This window comes from Rothia mucilaginosa (assembly GCF_001548235.1).
GTDB lineage: Bacteria > Actinomycetota > Actinomycetes > Actinomycetales > Micrococcaceae > Rothia > Rothia mucilaginosa_B.
On record NZ_AP014938.1, the window covers coordinates 182473 to 198644 of the forward strand.

Consider the following 16172-nt stretch of genomic DNA (forward strand, 5'->3'; position numbering starts at 1 on the left):
ATACCCTCACCTGCTAGAGCCAAACACTCGTACCTGCTAGAGTGGACGGATGCGTATTGTCATTGCTGAATGCTCCGTAGATTATGAGGGCCGCCTCCGCGCCCACCTGCCCCGCGCTACCCGCCTGCTGATGGTCAAGAATGACGGCTCCGTCCTCATTCACTCCGACGGCGGTTCCTACAAGCCTCTGAACTGGATGAGCCCTCCCTGCTCCCTGCTGGTGGCTGAGCGCAAGGATGTTCCGCAGAGCATCCGTGAGGATCTGGAGTCTGATGTTCAACAGCTGTGGACCGTTCAGGCGGCGAAGAGCGATGACCGCCTCATGATTCGTATCTACAAGATTGAGCACGAGTACACCACCGACCTGGGTGTTGACCCCGGCCTCATTAAGGACGGTGTGGAGGCTGACCTGCAGCGTCTGCTTGCCGAGCAGATCCACACTCTCGGTGAGGGCTATTCGCTGGTGCGCCGCGAGTACCCGACCGCTATCGGTCCGGTAGACATCATGGCGAAGGATGCGCACGGCGTCTCCGTGGCGGTCGAGCTCAAGCGTGTGGGCGATATTGACGGCGTGGAGCAGCTGACCCGTTACCTGGAGCTACTCAACCGTGACCCGCTGCTGGCTCCGGTGCGCGGCGTGTTTGCGGCGCAGACGATTAAGCCGCAGGCTCGTACCCTGGCTGAGGACCGCGGTATCCGCTGCGTGAGCCTGGATTACGACGCGATGCGCGGCGTGGACGATTCGGCTGACCGTCTGTTCTAAACGGCTCTCTGTTCTAACCAGCTCTAGCTAGGCGGCTACACATAGCTTGAGGGGCGCCTCCCAACCATGGGAGGCGCCCCTTTCTGTGCACGCTGTCATTCTATGCACGCCATCTTTCTGTGCATTCTCTTTCTGCGCGCGCTCTTCTACACACACCCTACCCCTGATACACCAATCGCCGGTGCCCCTCCCCTTTCGGGAAGGAACACCGGCGAGGTGTACACAGCGGTCAATTCCCCCTGCGGGGAACCGGCTTTAGATCTGTGCGTGCTTTGCAGCGATGGTCACGTGATCGTTCGAGACGGTCAAGAAACCTGCGTTGAGGGTGGTCTTAATGGTCTCACCCTCAACAGGTTCAATGAGCAGCTCGCCGTCCTGTGCCAGCAGCGTGCAGGTGGGGATCATACCCGGCAGGATGCCGAGGTCACCGCTGACGGAGCGTGCACGAACGTAGTTCGCTTCGCCAGTCCACACGACGCGTTCGCGGGAAACAACTTCAACTTTCAGAGCCATGATTACTTAGCTCCAGTCTGTGCCTTGATTTCCTCGTAGCGGCGCATAACGTCGTCCATACCACCAATGTTGTAGAACGCCTGCTCGGGGATGTGGTCGACATCGCCGTTGCAGATCATCTGGAAGGACTCGATGGTGTCCTTCAGCGGAACGGTCGAACCCTCGACACCGGTGAACTGCTTTGCGGTGTAGGTGTTCTGGGAGAGGAACTGCTCGATACGACGTGCACGTGCCACGACAATCTTCTGCTCCTCGGAGAGCTCGTCCACACCCAGAATCGCGATGATGTCCTGCAGTTCCTTGTTCTCCTGCAGAATAGCCTTCACGCGAATTGCGGTGTCGTAGTGCTCCTGACCGATGTACTGTGCGTCCAGAATTCGGGAGGTGGAGGACAGCGGGTCAATTGCCGGGTACAGACCGCGCGATGCGATTTCACGAGAGAGCTCGGTGGTCGCATCCAGGTGCGCGAAGGTGGTTGCCGGCGCCGGGTCGGTGTAGTCATCCGCAGGCACGTAAATTGCCTGCATGGAGGTGATGGAGTGACCGCGGGTGGAGGTAATACGCTCCTGCAGCAGACCCATTTCGTCCGCCAGGTTCGGCTGGTAACCCACTGCGGAGGGCATGCGGCCCAGCAGGGTGGAAACCTCAGAACCTGCCTGAGTGAAACGGAAGATGTTGTCGATGAACAGCAGCACGTCCTGGTTCTGAACATCGCGGAAGTACTCCGCCATGGTCAGACCGGTCAGTGCCACGCGCAGACGGGTTCCCGGGGGCTCATCCATCTGGCCGAACACAAGAGCGGTGTCCTTCAGAACGCCTGCTTCTTCCATTTCGACCCACAGGTCGTTACCCTCACGGGTACGCTCGCCAACACCGGTGAACACGGAGGTACCACCGAAGTTACGAGCCACACGGGTAATCATTTCCTGGATCAGCACGGTCTTACCCACGCCTGCACCACCGAACAGACCGATCTTACCGCCCTTGATGTAGGGGGTCAGAAGGTCGATGGACTTAATACCGGTCTCCAGCATTTCGGTGGAGCCTTCCAGCTCTGCGAAGCCGGGAGCGGCACGGTGGATCGGCCAGTAGGTGTCAGCCTTGATCTCGGAGTTCGGCACGTCGAGTGCGTCACCGAGAACGTTGAAGATGTGGCCCTTCACGCCGTCACCAACGGGGACAGAGATCGGTGCGCCGGTGTCGACTACAGCCTGACCGCGGACCAGGCCGTCAGTCTGCTGCAGGGAGATAGCGCGAACGATCGAGTCGCCCAGGTGCTGTGCGGTCTCGAAGGTGATGGTGCGGGTGCGACCGTCGAGGGTCAGCTCGGTGGTCAGAGCGTTGTAAATCTCGGGGACCTGACCGGCGGGGAACTCGACGTCGACCACGGGGCCGATGACGCGGGCAATACGACCCGTTGCGCCCTGAGTCGGTGCGGAGACCGATTCGTTGTAGGTGGCAGTCATATTTCTCACTTACTTAGAAAGTTTGGACAGTTGATGGCTTCGTTGGCGTACCAATACTAGGAGCCGAGGGCGTCTGCGCCGCCCACGATTTCGGAGAGCTCCTGAGTAATTTCCGCCTGACGTGCGTTATTCATCAAACGGGTGTACTTGGTAATCAGCGTCTCAGCGTTGTCACCTGCGGTCTTCATTGCGCGCTGGCGGGATGCCAGCTCACTTGCTGCTGCCTGCAGGAGGCAGGAGAAGATACGGGATGCAACGTAGCGCGGCAGCAGCTCGTTGAGCACTTCCTCAGCGGAGGGCTCGAACTCGAAGGATGCCGCCTGCTCGTACTCAGCCTTGGTCAGTTCCTGGTCGGGAACGATTTCCTCGCCCATAGCCTTTGCGTCACCCACGTGGATGGGCAGCAGACGCAGAATCTTGGGTTCCTGAACAACCATCGACTTGAACTCGGTGTACACGATGTGCAGTTCGTCCACGCCGCCCTCTTCGAAGGGCAGGTCGTAGGCTTCGAGCAGCGCGTCACGAATTTCGACGGCGGTTTCAACGCGAGGTGCATCGGTGTGGCCCTCCCACGCACGGGCGTAGGGGCGCTCACGGAACTCGAAGTAAGCCTTTGCCTTACGGCCAACCAGGTACAGCTGTACCTCCTGGCCGTTAGAGCGCAGCCTCTCAATCAGAGATTCGGTACGACGCAGGATAGCGGAGGAGTACGAACCTGCCAGGCCGCGGTCGCTGGTGACAACCAGGATTGCGGAGCGGCGGTGTTCGTAGGTTCCGAACTCGTGCGGCTTGTGAATCAGCGGGTGCTTGATGCCATGCTGAGTCGCAACCGCAGTCACCACGCGGGTCAGAGCGTTCGCGTAGGGGCCGGCTGCCTGAGCAGCGTTACGAGCCTTGTTAATGCGGGAGGTCGCGATCATCTCCATCGCCTTGAAGATCTTCTTCATAGACGACGTCGAAGCAATCTTCTGTCGGTAAACCCTAATCTGGGCTCCCATAGAGCTTCCTTTCTCCTTGCTTTCTGCCCCGCCCCAGCCTCATAGCTGAGGCGGGGAGAAGGCGAGGACTAATCGCTAACCGATGGTTTCCTGAGTGATGTCGCTATCGCGAGCTGCCTTGTGCTCCTCGTGACCTGCGTCGACGAGGTGGCTGCTGCCCTCAGACTTGAAACCCTGCTTGAAGTCAGCAACTGCGGTCTTCAGCGCGGCAACGGTGTCATCCTCAAGCTTGCCGGAGGAAGCGATATCGGTCAGTACCGAGGTCTTGTGACGCAGGTACTCGATGAAGCCTTCCTCAAAGCGCAGCACGTCGGAAACCTCAATGTCGTCGAGGTGACCGGAGGTACCAGCCCAAATGGAGACAACCTGCTCTTCAACTGCGTACGGGGTGTACTGCGGCTGACGCAGCAGCTCGGTCAGGCGAGAACCGCGGGTCAGCTGTGCCTTGGTAGCGTCGTCCAGGTCGGATGCGAACATTGCGAACGCTTCCATAGCACGGTACTGTGCCAGCTCCAGCTTCAGGGTACCGGAGACCTTCTTCATAGCCTTGGTCTGTGCGGCACCACCAACACGGGAGACGGAGATACCGACGTCGACTGCCGGACGCTGGTTAGCGTTGAACAGGTCGGACTGCAGGAAGATCTGGCCGTCAGTAATGGAGATGACGTTGGTCGGAATGAAGGCGGAAACGTCGTTTGCCTTGGTCTCAATGATCGGGAAACCGGTCATCGAACCTGCGCCCAGGTCGTCGGAGAGCTTAGCGCAACGCTCCAGCAGGCGGGAGTGCAGGTAGAAGACGTCACCGGGGTATGCTTCACGTCCCGGCGGGCGGCGCAGCAGCAGGGACACAGCGCGGTATGCTTCTGCCTGCTTCGACAGGTCGTCGAAGATGATGAGGACGTGCTTGCCACCGTACATCCAGTGCTGGCCGATAGCCGAACCGGTGTAGGGTGCCAGGTACTTGAAGCCTGCTGCGTCGGATGCGGGAGATGCCACGATGGTGGTGTACTCCAGCGCGCCGCGAGTCTCAAGGGTGTGGCGGACAGCTGCAATGGTGGATGCCTTCTGGCCAACAGCCACATAGATGCATCGAACCTGCTTGTTGGGGTCACCCGAAGCCCAGTTGTCCTTCTGGTTCAGAATGGTGTCGATCGCAATAGCGGTCTTACCGGTCTGGCGGTCACCAATAATCAGCTGACGCTGACCGCGACCAATCGGAATCATCGAGTCGATTGCCTTCAGACCGGTCTGCAGCGGCTCGTGAACCGACTTACGCTGGGTCACGCCGGGAGCCTGCAGCTCCAGTGCGCGGCGGCCTTCAGCCTCAATGGGGCCCAGGTCATCGATCGGGTTACCGAGGGGGTCAACAACGCGACCGAGGTACGCGTCGCCAACGGGCACCGAGAGGACCTCACCGGTGCGGTGTACGACCTGGCCCTCTTCAATACCGGTGAAGTCACCCAGGACAATCACACCAATATTGCGGGTATCCAGGTTCTGTGCGAGGCCGAGGGTGCCGTCTTCGAAACGAAGCAGCTCATTCGCCATAACCGAGGGAAGGCCCTCGACACGAGCGATACCGTCGGAGGCCGATACAACTCGACCCACCTCAACACGTTCTGCATTGCCGGGTTCGTAAGACGCTGCAAACTCGTTCAGCGCATTACGGACATCTTCGGCATTGATGGTCAGTTCGGCCATCTTGTGTCCCTGCTCTCTCATTGTGGTTGCATTCCGTCAACGGAACCAACCGAAACTTGCAATTCGGGTTGAACGGGCGGGCAATGCCACTGCTTCTGCGAAGGAGGCATCTGCCACGCACCCGCTACCCGAGGTATCTTCTAAATCACCGTTGCGACGAACGGTTCAGCGTCGCTAGCTTGAGCCGCTAGCCGATGGAACGAGCCAGGTCGGACATGCGGGTCTCGACGGTACCGTCGATCACCTCGTCGCCCACCTGAACACGCAGACCGCCCAGAACGGCGGGGTCCACCGAAACGTCGAGCTTCAGCTCACGGCCGTACACGGCGTTGAGCGCGCGACCGAGACGTTCAAGCTGTGCCTGCGACAGCGCAATCGCGCTAGTTACTCGCGCAATGTAACGGTTCTGTCGCGTGACGATGATTTCTGCGAACTCATCGGCTACCCGTGCAGCGTGACGGCCGCGGGGGTTGGAGCCAACTCGTTCGAGCAGAAGCACACCTTCGGCGGTGGTGGCGGGGCCACCGAGCGCCACGGCGAGCTTCTTCTTTGCTTCTTTGCTTGCCTGATGGTCGGACAGCGCTTCCTGCGCCTGAGCGTTGGAATCAACGGTACGCACAAAGGTGAGTAGTTCGTTGAGTACCTCGTCCAGGGCGTCCACGCCACCGCGAGACTGAGCCGATGCGGTCACGGCGAGCACTGCTGCACGCTCCAGGGCGTTCGCCAGATCAGCATCATCAGACCAGCGCTGAGCCACCGCATTGGTGAACACAGCCATAGCCTGAGAAGAGATCTTGCCGCCGAAGACGGTGTTAGCGATACCCTGACGTGCTGCTGCATCACGCGAAGAATCGGTGACAGCACGGCGCAGGGTGCCGTTGTGGTCGAGAACATCAACCACAGCGAAAAGCTCGCTCGCCAGGTTCAGGGGCTGCAGGGAAGCGTGAGCTTCCAGCACCTCTTCCACCTTGCTCAGTGATTCAGTAGATACTCCTGCCATTACCGAGCCGCACCTGCGTTCTGCTTCTCGGTTTCAAGGTCAGCAAGAAAACGATCTACCACACGGGCCGATCGCTCATCATCGTTGAGGGCTTCGCCCACAATCTTGCCGGCAAGGGTCGTAGCAAGAGTGCCAACCTCGGAACGGAGGGACACTGCTGCTGCCGCACGCTCTGCCTCGATAGCCTTTGCTGCATTATCGCTAATGCGCTGAGCCTCAGCGGTTGCACGCTCGCGAGCATCGGCAATGATTGCCTCGCCCTCTGCGCGTGCCTCTTCACGAATCTTCTGAGCCTCCAGTCGAGCGCTTTCGAGCTGCTGGGTGTACTCATCGCGAGCCGCTGCAGCCTCTGCCTGTGCCTTCTCGGCCTTGGCAAGGCCACCTTCGATTGCTTCCTTACGGTCCTGGTAGATCTTCTCGAACGCCGGGACAACGTACTTAGCAACGATGTAGTAGAGGATCAGGAATCCGATGAGGGTAATGACAATTTCCCCGACGTCGGGAATCAGGGGGTTCGAAGTTGCCTCCGCTCCCCCTTCGCTTGCCAGATAAATCATGGAGGGAATCCTGTTCTATGGGATGGGTCGTTTAGGATGTGGCAGAGCCGGTTACTTGATGAAGACGAGAACCAGGCCCAGAATTGCCAGTGCCTCGACCAGTGCGAAGCCCAGGAACAGCATGGGCTGCAGGGTCTTCTGGGACTCGGGCTGACGAGCAACGCTGGTCATGTATGCCGCGAAGATCAGACCCACGCCGATGCCGCCGCCAATAGCTGCCAGACCGTAGCCAACCGCAGTGATGGAACCAACCATTATTTTTCCTTTCAACAGTGTTCGACCGGGAACATACCCGGACCGAACAGAGTTTGATTTGAGTTAATAGCCCGCACAGTGAACGTGTGGGTTGCTTTATTCACGCCCAATGACGAACGCGAAAACCTAAAAAACTAGAGAGTTTAGTGTCCCTCGGAAACCGAGCCCTGCAGGTACACAGCCAGCAGTAGAGCGAACACATAAGCCTGGATGCACTGAATCATGAATTCCAGGAAGTACAGGAACATGCCCAGAGCACCGGGAGCAATAGCGGCCAGGTAGCCGATGCCGCCCAGAGTCTCAACCATGTAGGTCACCATGCTGGATGCAACCATCAGCGCCAGGTGACCACCGAACATGGTCGCGAAGAGACGCAGCGCGTGAGTTGCGGGACGAATCAGCAGGTTCGAGAAGAACTCGATCGGGATCAGGATGGGGTAAATCCACACCGGCAGACCCGAAGGCATGGTGATGTCCTTGAAGAAGCCGCCCAGGCCCTTGCGCTTGATACCAACGCCAACCCAGGTCAGGTACGCTACGCCAGCCAGTGCGTAGGCGCTACCGGGGTGGGAGAAGGAGGGCAGCTGAACAAACGGAATCGAACCGAAGAGGTTGTTCACCAGAACGAAGAAGAAGGAGGCGAACAGAATCGGCACGAAAGGCTTGTAGTGCTGTACGCCCAGGGTTTCCTTACCGAGGGAGTTACGAGCAAACATGTAGCCAGACTCAGCGATGAACTGAGTCTTGCCGGGAACCATGGCGCGCTTACGTGCTGCGGTGAGGAAGAAGACCGCGATAATCACCACGGACAGCAGAATCAGTACGTTCTGCTTACCGAAAGCGAAATCACCAATGGTGAAGAAGGGGGGCAGATGCATGTCTTCGGGGGTCGGCGGCACATAGGCTTCCGCGAGGATCAACCCGTTCTCGATCAAAGCAAGTCCTTTCTTGCTACTAGTGGCTATCAAGAGCCCATGTCTGCCTCTAAGCGACTGACATGCTAACTACATGGATGAATGTGTGACCTAGCGGTCCGCGTTCAATGACCTAGCGGTCTTTATTCTGCCTGGTCATGTGGGTAAAGACGAGGGTCAGACCTCCGACAGCGCCAATCAAGACGCCAACCCACACCAGCCAGGTGGTGGAGAAGACCAGGTCACCGAGGTAACCGATGCCTCCCCACACTGCTACACCGATGATCAGATAGAGAATCGACATGACTGCGCCGGAGAGACCTCCGTCAGATACCAATTCTCCGGTAGTGCGGAGCTTTTTATCTCCGTCCCACCATTTCTTCTCTTCGGCCAAACGTATTTCCTTTCAAACACCGATCGCGTTACCGACCATGGTCTTCTAGATCGGTGTCGAAGTATAGAATTCTCAGTCGTGCGATGCTGACTGTTTCAATAACAATCCACAGAATCACGCCGGTACATGCGCCTGCGAGAGTCCAACCGTGCCTCAAGTTCTCGGGGAACGGCACAAACATCAATACCAAACCGAGTAGGGCAATCTTCACGAGGTAGCTCACCACCAGCGATTTGGGTACACCCCAGTCGAAAATGGGAGCAACCAACATAACTAATACGCCCAGAGTGAAGCATATATAGATTATCAGAAAGCCCAATGTTATTCCTAGCGCGCCCACAGGGCCCGCAAACAGGTACGCACTCATCATACCGCCCAACCAAGCCAGCAGAGAGTAAGCCGATACCCTGTAGAACAAAAATTTCCAGGAAAGCTCCTGGCTCTCAAAAGAAGAGGCCTTCAAACCTGCTTGAGCGCGCTCTCGGCGGCGTTTCTGCTGCCGCCTACGTTCCGCCGGCGGATACCACAGAACGTCCACCACGCGCCTCCAGAGAGGCTCAGCAGGAACCTCAGCCGAAGGTTTAGAGTGTTCAGAAGTCATTAGTGTTTCTCCCCACGGTTTCGATGAGAAGACGGCTGAATAGAGGAATGAGCAGCAGAGGAGCGAGCAGTAGAAGAGCCGTCTGCACGGTCTTTCACAGAATCCGGCATAATCGGCTCCGGATGCAACGAGGTCGGCTCCACATTCTCAGGAGTCGCCGGAACACCAGTTGCAGAAGTCAACGAACCGGTAGCAGGCTCCGAAACAGTCTTCTTCGCCTCAGGAGCTGACGTCTCAGGAGTCGAGGCAAAACGCTTCGACAAATCAATCGCAGAAGTAGGAGCCTCGCCGCCAAAGAGCTGCGGCATACGCAGATACACGACCAACACGGCAAGAGCCACCAGCACCACGCCCACGGTCGCCACAACAGATCCCGCAGTGTACAGGTCAGACGCAAACGCCAACAGCACCCACACCAAAATGGTCGTACCCGTCACCACGGCGGTCGAACCAAGGTGGCTGAAACCAACATCCGTCAGACGCTGATACGTGTGAGTACGGTGCGGCTTATACCACTGCTCCCCCGCCATAAAACGACGGAACAGAGTCGTACCCGCATCCGCAAGGTAGGTCACCAGCGGAGCAAAAGACAGCAGGAACGGAACATCCGCAAACCACGCACCCACAGCCATCGTGCCCAGCGCCGCACCCAAAACATAAGAACCCGCGTCGCCCAAAAACACGTTCTTACCGGGGCGCACATTCCACGGCAGGAACGCCGCAAAAGCACCGGCAACAGCCACACCGGCCAACGCCAGCCACGGCAGGTTCACCATCCAGCCGGTCAGCGCATACGCCAAACCAGCCACCAGGCCGTGAGCACCAGAAATGCCGTTAATGCCGTCCATAAAGTTCGCCACGTTAATGTAACCGGCAATAAAAATCGCACCCAAAACCAGCAGCAGAATGTTCGTGCCCTGCACCGTCGCAAAGCTTACGCTCACCAGAAGACCAATGACCAACTGCAGGCCCGCACGACGCACAATGCTCACGCCGCGAATATCCTCCAGCCAGCCCAGGGCAAGAGCGCACAGAATCGCCGCGGCAATCGTCACCGCCAGCTGCAAAGACTCAGAAGAACGGTACGTCCAGCCAAACAAAGTAGCCGCCACAAACGCCAGCAAAGTCGCTGTAGCAGTCGCCAAACCCATACCGCGGTAGGTCGGAGCAGTATGCGAAGAACGCTCATTAGGAACATCCACCATATTGTTGCGGTGCAAAATCGGGCGCACCGCAAACGGCAAAAGGGCACCCAAAACAAAAGCAAGAGCAAAAATACTCAACAGCTCAGAAAAGGAGGTCATACCAGCTCCAAGGCATTGGCACCGTCGAAGCTGGAACCAAACTCCAGAATCGCGGCTAAGGGACGATATGTGTGTAGTGTGTGTTTACTTCGTATTCTATAGAACTCTTCTGAAGCCCGGGGCTAAACGTTACAGAATCTCTCCATACGCTCCGCATATTCTGCGTCCTGAAATGTTCTACACCGAGAAAGGGAAAAACACCGGATGCCGCACCCGCCACGCAAGTGCAGCATCCGGTGTCATTCCGTAAAGATTAGAACGTCTGTGCATCCGCCAGAGTACGCGGATCAGGGGCACGCTCCAGGCCATGACGCTCATAGCCGCTGTGCTCCCGATAGTTCTGAATCCACCGCTCATAATCGAGCTCATCAGGGTCAAGTGCCGGGGCACTCGACCGGGAAATATACCGGTTCTCCTCACTCGGTACCAGCTTCTCGGTACCGCCGAAGAGAGTCTCATCCAGCTTCTCACCCTTGCGAAGACCAATCTCCTTGATCTCCACGTCATACCGCTCATATGCCTGGCGCATCGCCTTCGCAACGTCCAGAATCTTGACCGGCTGGCCCATGTCCAGCACCATGACCTCGCCCGGGCGACCAATTGCACCGGCAAGCATCACCAGCAGGCAGGCATCGGTAATCAGCATGAAGTAACGGGTCGCGCGCTTATCCGTCAGGGTAATCGGACCACCCGAAAGAATCTGCTTCGTAAAGAGCGGCTTAATCGAACCGCGCGAACCAAACACGTTACCGAAACGAACCGACACGTAAGTGTTGCCGGTCTTCTCGCCAAAGTACGCGGTCAGACGCTCCGCCACGCGCTTGGACTGGCCCAGTGCAGTCTTCGGGTCCGCAGCTTTATCGGTCGAAACATTCACGAAGGTCTTTACGCCCACCGCCTCCGCGGCACGCAGCACGTTGAGGGTACCCAGAGAGTTCGTCTTCCACGCCTCCTGCGGGTACGCCTCCAGCGCCGACACATGCTTCAAAGCCGCAGCGTGGAACACCACCTCGGGGCGACGCTCACGGAAAATCTCCAGCAGATTATCGCCCTCACGAATATCAGCCAGAATAATGCGGTCATCGTCCAGGCTCGATTCGTGAGTAATCGAAACCTTCGTCTCCATCAGCAGAGTCTCATCATGATCAAGCATCATGAGGGTCTCAGGCTCAAACTCGCTAATCTGACGGCACAGCTCAGAACCAATCGAACCGCCCGCACCCGTGACCAGCACGCGCTTACCGTGCAGATACGAACGCAGAATATCGCGGTCAATATCGTAGTTAATCTCGCCACGAATCACGCGCATCAGGTCGTTATCGCTCGCGGTAATCAGACGCTCACCCATCAGGCGAGCATTCGCGCTACTAATACGCTGAACCTCAACCTTAAGCTTACGCATGCGGTTGCAGAAGGACTCGAAGTAATCCTCCGGCATATCCGAAATCGTCACCAGAATCTTACGGGTACCCGACTCACGAATCACCTGCTCCAGCTCGCGGTACGTCGTAATCACCGAAATGCCGTGGAACTTCGTACCAGCCTTCAGCTGGTCATCGTCGAAGACCGCAACCGGGCGAAGCTTCGCCTCCTCATCATGCAGCATCGAATCCATGACCATGCCGCCAATAAAACCGGCACCGTACACAATCACCGGCTCACCGGTCAGCTCACGCACCGCACCGCGCTCAGTGTACACACGCTTCGCCATACGGGCACCAGCCATCATAATCAGGCTAAATGCCGCCGCAATCGCAGGCACACTATGCGGGATATGCGGCAGACCCAGCAGCTCATCCACAAAGGAGAAAGCAGTCAACGCCGCGCCCGCACTCAAAGCAGCCGCACCGGCACGCCATGACTCGTCAAACGAACCGTACGAATACACGCCGTTATAAATCTTCACGCCCGCCAGACCAATAGCCAGATGCAACACCACAGCCAAAGTAGCGGTCATCGTCAACGACGCCGGGTGAATAATATCGAACACCGAGCCGTTACTGAGCAACACACTATAGCGGAGCATATATGCGAACAAAACCGCCAGCAGCCACGCGCTCGAATCAATCAGAGCCTGCGCAATCAGCCACCACGGCTTACGCTCATACAGGCGGTTCACCAGCATCGTGCCGGAGTCACCTTCCGTCACCATCGTGCCGCGCTGAGCAGCCTTCTGCATCACCACATGAGCGTGAGGTTTCAACTGAGCCACTACATGCCTCCTTCAGATGCGGTACCAGAAGAACGAGAAGAAGCACGAGCCGTCAAAGACGACAACGCACGAAACGCCGAACGGCGCACCTGCTCAGGAATAAAACGGTACACACTACGCACCGCCATATTCTGAGCCCACTGAAGCTTAGAAATACCGTGACCGGTGTACAGTCGACGCTGAATCGCCAGATCCTGCAACCAGGCGTCCACTCCCCCGCGTTTCGTGTACGCGCCCGCACCCACGCGGTAACGCACCAGAGCCTCGGGGATATTACCCAGACGGTAGCCGGCATCGCGCAGACGCATCCACAGCCACCAATCCTCAGCACCGGGCACAAACTCGTAACCGCCCAGCTGCTGCACGGCGCTCTTCACAAACGCCACAGACGGGTGATAAATCGGGTTACGCGAATCCATCGCGCGCAGCAGACGCGCAGAATCAACAATCGCCTCGCGAGTCGACTCCACCGCAGTATTGCTCTCATTCACCTCAAGCATGGCAGAGCCCAGCACCGTGTAGCCGCCCTGCGCCAGGGCAGGAATCAGACACGCAAAACGAGTCGGCTCAGACAGGTCATCAGAATCAGCACGAGCCACCAGCTCATAGGAACACGCCTGCAGACCGGCGTTCAGCGCCTCCGCCAAACCAACATTCTGAGCCAGCTCCACCACCTGAATCGGCGGGCAATCCAGATTCTCGGCGCGCTGAACCCAGCGGTCCACCACGGCATCCAGCTCGGGGGTCAACGGGCCGTCCTTGACCAAAACCAGTTCAGAAGGACGCACCGTCTGGTTCAGAAGATTCGACTCCAACGCCTGATCCAAGTAGGCGGGATTCTCCTTCGCGTACACGCTCATCAGCACCGAAAAATCGGGTACAGAGCTCACACAACCGCGCGCCTTCTCAGCCTCAACGGCACTAGCAGAAGCCGGCACGCCGTAGCGGCCAGGGAAAGTCAGCGGGTAAATACCCTCAAGCACCTGAGCATTCGGGCGAGGCGCGCGCAAACCATCACGCACACCATTGAGGAAATACCCCAGGTAGGTGCGGCGGTCATCAGTACGCAGAACAGTAGAAATCCACAGGCGCGCCGAGGAGCCACCGTAGAGCAGCTTCTCCAGCGGGTTCAGGGTACGCGAACGGGTAAAGACCCACAGCTTATTACGCACATCGTTATAGAAACGCGGACCCGGGTCAGCGTTCGTCGTACCAAAAGTCTTCGTGTGATGCTTAGCCACCGAGGAAGGTACCGCAATACCGTCACGGTGATGAATCAGACGAGTCGAAAACTCGAAGTCATCATTCCAAATGAAGAACTCAGCAATCGGCAAACCACCATTACGGCGAATAGCCTGCGCATCCATCAGAATCGACACGAACGAGGCGCTACGAATCGGGCGGGCACCCACAGCCTGCGCACGAGCATGACGCTGCTCCCCCGCCGCAAACATGGTGCGCGGAGTATTCATCGGGTGATCCTCGCCGTTCGTCCACACCACGCGAGATGCCACCACCGCGGGGCGCTGCGAAGGCACCGGCGAATAGTTCAGCCAGGCGGCAACCGCCTCCGACAGGGTGTTCTCGGTCGGCTCGGTGTCATCGTCCATCACCCACACCAGGTCCGGGTTATGGCGTTCCAGGGCGCGATCAATACCCACCGCGAAACCGCCAGCGCCACCCATATTGCTCTCCAGGCGGATGCAGTCCACCGGCAGCTCATAGTCCAGGGCGCGCAGATACTCGGCGGTACCGTCCGTAGAGGCGTTATCAACAATCACCACCGCAGCAGGCACGCGCTCACCAGAAGCGATACCAGCGAGGGTCTTCGGCAGCAGGTCCTCACGGTTATAGGTCACCACCACGGCGACCGTGCGGGGATACTCGCTCAAAGAATTGCGAGAAGAAGACTGGTCGGAAGAAGGCTGTTCTGAAGAAGGCTGGGCAAAAGCGGTCACGTCGCTGTACTTTTCTGCCATAAGTTCTCCCTCCGCGGCGCGATGCGCCTGAATCAGCCGGTACGCAATACACCCATACCGTGCCGGGCGCTTCTGGTGTTTCTCACGCCCGCAGTATTCAACCGTGTGGATATATCACTCAAAGAAAACATTTTACCCGCGGTCTCCACTAGAGAGTGAACCATCACCCCAAAAGACGCGCTATATGACAAATAAACAACCGAATTCAGTTGATTTATCCGCATATCGGACGTACCCGCACACCCACTTTTGGGTATCCATCAAGCTATCAGCTTCACAGCCTGTGTTTGCGCTGTGCACCCCGTGCGAAAAAACGACCAGAGACCGAATAAAACCCCACAAATTCCCCATAAACTGTTCAAATATGGGAAAGTTGAAATGACCCCATTTTTCCCCGCAACGTACGCGGGCTCGTGAGAGGTAAAAGAGATGTCCGAATCCAAGTGGAAAGTCATTGGCGCCAGCGGCTTCGTTGGTTCCTCCATCGTCGCGCGTCTGAACGCAGAAGGTATCAGCGTCGACCCCATTGAGGCACCTCGACTCGCAACCCGAGCCCTTGACGTAGACAGCATCATCGACGAAGCAGACCAGCTTGAAGGCATCATCGACTCCCTCGCAGAAGCCTTCGCGGGCGCGCAGGTTGTCGTCAACGCAGCGGGCCTCGCCGCACCCAACATGCAGGATCTGCCCCCGCTTGTCGGCGCAAACGCCCTGCTTCCCGCCGTAATCGCAATCGCCGCGCAGCGCACCGGCGTGCGCCGCGTCATCCACCTCTCCTCCGCAGCGGTACAGGGCCCGCGCCTCGTGCTGGATGACTCCGAAGAGACCAACCCGTTCAGCGCGTACTCCTTCTCCAAGGCGCTCGGCGAAGAAGCACTGCTCGACCTGCAGGACTACTTCCTCGAAGAGCACCCCGACAGCGCACCCGAACTGTGCATCCTGCGCGCAACCAGCGTGCAGGGCCGCGGCCGACGCACCACTGAACTCTTCGCCAAGATAGCCTCCTCCCCCTTCGCCTCCGTTGCGGGTGCAGGCACCGGCAAGTCCCCGGTCTCCAGCGTGCACGCCCTCGCAGAATTCGTGGTCATGCTCGGCACCTTCCCCGGCGAGCTACCCGCCATCGTGCTGCAGCCTTGGGAAGGCGCAACCGTCGCCTCCGCAACGCTGGATGCAGGCCGCCGCAAGCCGCTGCACCTGCCCGAATGGCTCTGCCGTGCAGCAGTGAAGGCGGGTTATACCGTCTCCGAGCTGATGAACGATAAGTTCTCCGGTTCCGTGCGCAAGGTCGAGGTCATGTGGTTCGGCCAGGGCATCGACGATTCCTGGGCACGCGAAAACGGCCTGCTGCCCACCCCGCGCGTGCGTGAAGTACTGCGCAACGCCCACACCGCGTTGGGTAAGAAGAAGGACCGCCGCTTCGACAAGAACTAGGTGGTGCAGAACTAGATAGCGTGTGTGCTCTCCTAGAGGTGCACAGCCTGAGGCACGTAGCCTAGGGGCTTGCTGACTGAGGCG

At 58.3% G+C, this 16172-nt stretch carries 15 protein-coding genes; 2 read left to right on the plus strand and 13 right to left on the minus strand.

The features are described from left to right. Positions 1-49 precede the first annotated feature (49 nt). Complete coding sequence (nucS, locus tag RM6536_RS00660) at positions 50-763, plus strand: endonuclease NucS (RefSeq protein WP_060823637.1); 714 nt, start codon at positions 50-52, stop codon at positions 761-763. 255 nt (positions 764-1018) lie between these two features. On the opposite strand, the gene RM6536_RS00665 is transcribed toward nucS, so the two are convergent. From RM6536_RS00665 to RM6536_RS00725, 13 genes are all read right to left on the minus strand, one after another. Next, positions 1019-1276, minus strand: coding sequence for an ATP synthase F0F1 subunit epsilon (locus tag RM6536_RS00665; protein WP_060823638.1), 258 nt, complete (start codon positions 1274-1276; stop codon positions 1019-1021). 2 nt (positions 1277-1278) lie between these two features. Beyond that, positions 1279-2742: a F0F1 ATP synthase subunit beta gene (atpD, locus tag RM6536_RS00670; protein WP_005507810.1), complete on the minus strand. Its 1464-nt coding sequence runs from the start codon at positions 2740-2742 to the stop codon at positions 1279-1281. A gap of 56 nt (positions 2743-2798) precedes the next feature. Continuing rightward, positions 2799-3740 carry a F0F1 ATP synthase subunit gamma gene (locus tag RM6536_RS00675; protein ID WP_005506457.1) on the minus strand — a complete coding sequence of 314 codons (942 nt, stop codon included), beginning with the start codon at positions 3738-3740 and terminating at the stop codon, positions 2799-2801. A gap of 75 nt (positions 3741-3815) precedes the next feature. Continuing rightward, positions 3816-5441, minus strand: coding sequence for a F0F1 ATP synthase subunit alpha (atpA, locus tag RM6536_RS00680; protein ID WP_060823639.1), 1626 nt, complete (start codon positions 5439-5441; stop codon positions 3816-3818). Between the two features lie 187 nt (positions 5442-5628). Then, entirely contained in the window at positions 5629-6441 is an 813-nt protein-coding gene (locus RM6536_RS00685; protein ID WP_049350325.1) for a F0F1 ATP synthase subunit delta, read from the minus strand. Beyond that, complete coding sequence (locus tag RM6536_RS00690) at positions 6441-6998, minus strand: F0F1 ATP synthase subunit B (protein ID WP_049326923.1); 558 nt, start codon at positions 6996-6998, stop codon at positions 6441-6443. Before RM6536_RS00690 ends, RM6536_RS00685 begins: the two co-directional genes overlap by 1 nt. A gap of 51 nt (positions 6999-7049) precedes the next feature. Next, positions 7050-7253 carry an ATP synthase F0 subunit C gene (gene atpE, locus RM6536_RS00695; RefSeq protein WP_005506461.1) on the minus strand — a complete coding sequence of 68 codons (204 nt, stop codon included), beginning with the start codon at positions 7251-7253 and terminating at the stop codon, positions 7050-7052. 143 nt (positions 7254-7396) lie between these two features. Then, entirely contained in the window at positions 7397-8188 is a 792-nt protein-coding gene (gene atpB, locus RM6536_RS00700) for a F0F1 ATP synthase subunit A (protein ID WP_005507804.1), read from the minus strand. A gap of 112 nt (positions 8189-8300) precedes the next feature. Beyond that, a complete protein-coding gene (locus RM6536_RS00705; RefSeq protein WP_231917973.1) occupies positions 8301-8471 on the minus strand; it encodes a hypothetical protein in 171 nt (56 codons plus the stop codon). Between the two features lie 118 nt (positions 8472-8589). After that, a complete protein-coding gene (locus RM6536_RS00710) occupies positions 8590-9162 on the minus strand; it encodes a hypothetical protein (protein ID WP_060823640.1) in 573 nt (190 codons plus the stop codon). Next, entirely contained in the window at positions 9162-10466 is a 1305-nt protein-coding gene (locus RM6536_RS00715; RefSeq protein WP_060823641.1) for an MraY family glycosyltransferase, read from the minus strand. Before RM6536_RS00715 ends, RM6536_RS00710 begins: the two co-directional genes overlap by 1 nt. 253 nt (positions 10467-10719) lie before the next feature. Continuing rightward, positions 10720-12678, minus strand: coding sequence for a polysaccharide biosynthesis protein (locus RM6536_RS00720; protein WP_060823642.1), 1959 nt, complete (start codon positions 12676-12678; stop codon positions 10720-10722). After that, a complete protein-coding gene (locus tag RM6536_RS00725) occupies positions 12678-14657 on the minus strand; it encodes a glycosyltransferase family 2 protein (RefSeq protein ID WP_060823643.1) in 1980 nt (659 codons plus the stop codon). Before RM6536_RS00725 ends, RM6536_RS00720 begins: the two co-directional genes overlap by 1 nt. A 429-nt stretch (positions 14658-15086) precedes the next feature. Here RM6536_RS00725 and RM6536_RS00730 point away from each other — a divergent pair, with 429 nt between their 5' ends. Beyond that, positions 15087-16088, plus strand: coding sequence for an NAD-dependent epimerase/dehydratase family protein (locus RM6536_RS00730; RefSeq protein ID WP_060823644.1), 1002 nt, complete (start codon positions 15087-15089; stop codon positions 16086-16088). Positions 16089-16172 lie beyond the last annotated feature (84 nt).

Coding starts and splice junctions, on each gene's coding strand:
- nucS (WP_060823637.1), top strand. CDS start 50: ATGCGTATTGTCATTGCTGAATGCTCCGTAGATTATGAGGGCCGCCTC.
- RM6536_RS00665 (WP_060823638.1), bottom strand. CDS start 1,276: ATGGCTCTGAAAGTTGAAGTTGTTTCCCGCGAACGCGTCGTGTGGACT.
- atpD (WP_005507810.1), bottom strand. CDS start 2,742: ATGACTGCCACCTACAACGAATCGGTCTCCGCACCGACTCAGGGCGCA.
- RM6536_RS00675 (WP_005506457.1), bottom strand. CDS start 3,740: ATGGGAGCCCAGATTAGGGTTTACCGACAGAAGATTGCTTCGACGTCG.
- atpA (WP_060823639.1), bottom strand. CDS start 5,441: ATGGCCGAACTGACCATCAATGCCGAAGATGTCCGTAATGCGCTGAAC.
- RM6536_RS00685 (WP_049350325.1), bottom strand. CDS start 6,441: ATGGCAGGAGTATCTACTGAATCACTGAGCAAGGTGGAAGAGGTGCTG.
- RM6536_RS00690 (WP_049326923.1), bottom strand. CDS start 6,998: ATGATTTATCTGGCAAGCGAAGGGGGAGCGGAGGCAACTTCGAACCCC.
- atpE (WP_005506461.1), bottom strand. CDS start 7,253: ATGGTTGGTTCCATCACTGCGGTTGGCTACGGTCTGGCAGCTATTGGC.
- RM6536_RS00705 (WP_231917973.1), bottom strand. CDS start 8,471: ATGTCGATTCTCTATCTGATCATCGGTGTAGCAGTGTGGGGAGGCATC.
- RM6536_RS00710 (WP_060823640.1), bottom strand. CDS start 9,162: ATGACTTCTGAACACTCTAAACCTTCGGCTGAGGTTCCTGCTGAGCCT.
- RM6536_RS00715 (WP_060823641.1), bottom strand. CDS start 10,466: ATGACCTCCTTTTCTGAGCTGTTGAGTATTTTTGCTCTTGCTTTTGTT.
- RM6536_RS00725 (WP_060823643.1), bottom strand. CDS start 14,657: ATGGCAGAAAAGTACAGCGACGTGACCGCTTTTGCCCAGCCTTCTTCA.
- RM6536_RS00730 (WP_060823644.1), top strand. CDS start 15,087: ATGTCCGAATCCAAGTGGAAAGTCATTGGCGCCAGCGGCTTCGTTGGT.